Raw genomic sequence first — 3,794 nt, forward strand, 5'->3', positions numbered from 1 at the left:
CGCGGGGACGGCCCCGCCGAGCCGGCCGGTCCGCCGACGCAGCGGCCCGGCGGGATGCGCGGGATGCGGCCCGAACTCGACCGGGCGGCCCAGCCGCCCACCGTGCCCGAGCAGGCGCGGCTGTGGCACGTGGTGCTGAGCGTGGCCGGGCAGGTCACCCCGCTGTCCGCGCTGCGCGCCTCGCTGGAGCAGCTGGCGCACGACCACTCGTTCTTCCTGACCGCCCGCTACGCGGCCGACCACGCCGAGATCCGCTACTGGGAGCAGGCCCGGGACCTGCACGACGCGGCGGCCATCGCGCTGCGGCTGTGGGGCGAGCACAAGGTCACCTCGAACCTGCCGCCCTGGGAGATCGTCGGGCTGGAGGTGGTCGACCGGGCGACGTACCACAAGCGGGTGGCGGAGGGCTTCGGCGAGCCGCCGCCGCACCTGGGCGGCGTGCACCCGTACTGAGCGCCCGTACCGAACGCCGGACCGAACGCCGTACCGAGCTGTCTCACCGGGCGAAATGCCGCCCGGGCGGGGCGGGCGCAGTCGCTACCCTTGGCGGCATGACCAGCGATCTCGCCACCGCCGACAGCCCCGTCCTCGCCGTAGCGCGCCGAGCCCGGGAGGCCGCCGCCGCGCTCGCCCCGCTGCCGCGCGGCGCGAAGGACGCCGCGCTGCTGGCGGTCGCGGACGCGCTGGTGGCCCGCAGCGCGGAGATCGTCGCGGCCAACGCCGAGGACGTGGAGCGGGCCCGGGCGGCCGGCACGGCCGAGTCGGTGATCGACCGGCTGACCCTGACCGACGAGCGGATCGCCGCGATCGCCTCGGACGTGCGCGACGTGGCCGGCCTGCCCGACCCGGTCGGCGAGGTGGTGCGCGGCTACACCCTGCCCAACGGCCTGGACGTGCGGCAGGTCCGGGTGCCGCTCGGCGTGGTCGGCATCATCTACGAGGCCCGCCCGAACGTCACCGCGGACGCCGCCGCGCTCTGCCTCAAGTCCGGCAACGCGGTGCTGCTGCGCGGCTCAGCCTCGGCCTACCGCTCCAACAGCGCGCTGGTCGCCGTGGTGCGCGACGCCGTCGCCGCGGCCGGGCTGCCCGCCGACGCGGTCCAGCTGGTGCCGGGGGAGAGCCGGGAGTCGGTGCGGGAGCTGATGCGCGCCCGCGGCTACGTGGACGTGCTGATCCCGCGCGGCGGCGCCTCGCTGATCCGCACCGTGGTCGAGGGCTCCACCGTCCCGGTGATCGAGACCGGCACCGGCAACTGCCACGTCTACGTGGACGCCGAGACCGACCTGGCGATGGCCGTCGGCATCCTGCTGAACTCCAAGGCGCAGCGGGTCAGCGTCTGCAACTCCGCCGAGACGCTGCTGGTCCACCAGGACGTCGCGGACGCCTTCCTGCCGCTCGCGCTGGCGGCGCTCGCCGAGGCCGGGGTCACCGTGCACGGCGACGAGGCGGTGCTGAAGGCCGCCGAGGGCGGACCGGCCACCGTGGTGCCGGCCACCGACGAGGACTGGGGCACCGAGTACCTCTCGCTGGACCTGGCCGCCGCCGTGGTGCCCTCGCTGGACGCCGCCGTCGAGCACATCCGCCGCTGGTCCTCCGGCCACACCGAGGCGATCGTCACCACCTCGCAGGCCGCCGCCCGCCGCTTCACCCGGTTGGTGGACTCCACCACGGTGGCCGTCAACGCCTCCACCCGCTTCACCGACGGCGGCGAATTCGGCTTCGGCGCGGAGATCGGCATCTCCACCCAGAAGCTGCACGCCCGCGGCCCGATGGGCCTGCCCGAGCTGACCAGCACCAAGTACATCGTCACTGGTGACGGGCACGTGCGGGGCGAGGCCGCGCAGACCGTGGGCGGCGGGGCCGAGTAGGCGCGCAGGCCGCAGGCCGCAGGCCGCGGGCGGGGGCGCGGACGGCCGCCGCGCGGCGCGCGCAGGGCGTCCGTCACACGTGCGACGGACCAACTGCCGGGAGCCACAGACAAATCGTCCGGCCGGTAATACGCTGAATCCGTGGCTGAGGATGTGGGGGGCTTCCCGTACCCCGACGGCTCCGACCACGGTGGTGCGGACGACGAGTTCGCCACCGTGGTCTTCGACGAGGCCTTCGTCCGGTCCGCCGCCGTGCACGAGCCGACCGCCAAGGAGCGGCGACTCGCCGCCGCCGAGGCCCGGTTCGAGCCGGACGCCGCGGGGCCGGGCTGGGGCCGTGACGTTCCGGCCGGGGACGGGCTGCCGCTGGAGCTGCGCCCGTACCCGAGCGGACTCGACGCGGACCACCTCTACCCCGACCCCTGGTCGGGGCCGGGCCGGGCGGCCGACCGCCGGGTCCGGCGGTGGCGGCGCGGTGACGACCCGGTGCGCGTCCCCGGGCGGTACGTGGCCCAGCAGCGGTGGCACCGGCCGGTGGCCTGGGTGCTCGCCGTGATCATGGGGGTGAGCCTGGTGGCGGTCGCCGTCGCGGCGATCTACCAGGGGGTGGGCGGCCCCTTGGGCACGCCCCGGCGCCCCCAGTCCGGCAGCAGCAGCACCGGGGTGGCCCCCGGGCAGGCCCCGGCGGAGCCCCCGCTGGTGGTCACGGCGCCCGCCGGCTAGTCCGAGCGCCCGGGGGCGCACGCCCCGGGGCGGTGGTCACGGAGCGTTCCCGGGAATGTGCGCCCGGACCCTCGTGGCGGCGCTGGTGTCCGCCTACCCTGGTGGTGTGGGTGACCCGCGAGAGCCTCCTGAGGGGACGCCCGAGGGCGGTTCCGGCAACGAGGACGAATTCCGGTCCGTCGTGTTCGACGAATCGTTCGTGCGGGCTGCCCGCATCCAGGAACTCTCCGCCCGGGAGCGGCTGGCGGGCTCCTTCGGCAAGGCCACCCGGTCGCGGGTGCGGTTCGGCCCGCTGGGCAGCGTCCCGCGCCAGGCGCTCATCCTGCTGCTGCTCATCCTGCTCGCCTTCGGGGCCGCGGTGTACTTCGGGGTGAGCTCACCGAAGGGCACCGCGGTGCGGCCCGAGGGCAGCCAACTGACCGTCAGCCTGGTCGCGTTGAGCCCGGCGTCGGCCGTCCACCCGGTCGCCGACCCGGCGGACCCGTTCGCCGCGCTGCCGCTCGGGTACGGGGACGGCACGATCGGGCTGAACACCCCGACCGGCGCCGCCACCGGGAACTTCGGCCGGGTCGAGGTGGCCAAGGCGCTCGACACCGTCCAGCGCTACCTGGTCGCCTCCTCGCTCTCCCCGGCGACGCTGGTCCAGGGCGCCACCGCCGACGTACGGGTCTTCGTCACGCCCGGTGAGCAGGCGGAGTTCGACGCGAGCGTGGCGCAGCCGGTGGACGACCGCCACCACGCGGTGACCGGCTGGATGGTCCGCTTCGACCCGGCACAGGTCGCGCTGGCCTCGAACACCGTGAAGGTGGTCGGCGCGATGCGGATCGACGAGGCGGACAGCGGGACGCTGCAGATCACCACCGACCACACCTTCGTCTACGCGCTCAAGCCGGCCGGCGCCCCGGCCGGGGCGCCGGTCACCCTGGAGACCGTGCGGCGGCAGCTGACCTTCGAGTTCGACCGGGTGGACCTGGCCTCGGGGCAGCTGCGGCTGGTGGACTCGGTGGTGCAGGCCGGGCCGGAGCCCTGCGGCGCCTCGATGGCGGGATTCCTGCAGCCGGTGCTGGCCACCGCGCAGGGCACGGCGGTCACGCCGCCGGCGCCGGTCGACCCCGGCAACCACGCCCGGCCGGGCTGGCAGGTGTGCGAGGTGCTGGCGGGCGGCTGAGGCGCCCGGGCCGTGGAACGCGACGGCGGCCGGTG

The 3,794-nt window shown here is 75.8% G+C and carries 4 protein-coding genes; all 4 read left to right on the plus strand.

Translation table 11 applies throughout. The annotated features are described in order from the left end of the window. Positions 1 to 453 (plus strand): hypothetical protein (locus AE652_RS37295; protein WP_049659683.1); only part of this gene is annotated, 453 nt, incomplete at its 5' end. Positions 454 to 551: 98 nt separating this feature from the next. Next, complete coding sequence (locus AE652_RS37300; RefSeq protein ID WP_049659684.1) at positions 552 to 1,868, plus strand: glutamate-5-semialdehyde dehydrogenase; 1,317 nt, start codon at positions 552 to 554, stop codon at positions 1,866 to 1,868. A 141-nt stretch (positions 1,869 to 2,009) separates the two neighbouring features. Then, positions 2,010 to 2,591: a hypothetical protein gene (locus AE652_RS37305; RefSeq protein WP_063780395.1), complete on the plus strand. Its 582-nt coding sequence runs from the start codon at positions 2,010 to 2,012 to the stop codon at positions 2,589 to 2,591. Between the two features lie 106 nt (positions 2,592 to 2,697). Beyond that, positions 2,698 to 3,759 carry a hypothetical protein gene (locus AE652_RS37310; RefSeq protein WP_147409102.1) on the plus strand — a complete coding sequence of 354 codons (1,062 nt, stop codon included), beginning with the start codon at positions 2,698 to 2,700 and terminating at the stop codon, positions 3,757 to 3,759. Positions 3,760 to 3,794: the final 35 nt, after the last annotated feature.

The organism is Kitasatospora sp. MY 5-36 (assembly GCF_001182915.1).
Classification (GTDB): Bacteria; Actinomycetota; Actinomycetes; order Streptomycetales; family Streptomycetaceae; genus Kitasatospora.

Excerpts from the sequence above, each read along its gene's own strand:
- AE652_RS37300 (WP_049659684.1), top strand. The coding sequence starts at position 552 with ATGACCAGCGATCTCGCCACCGCCGACAGCCCCGTCCTCGCCGTAGCG.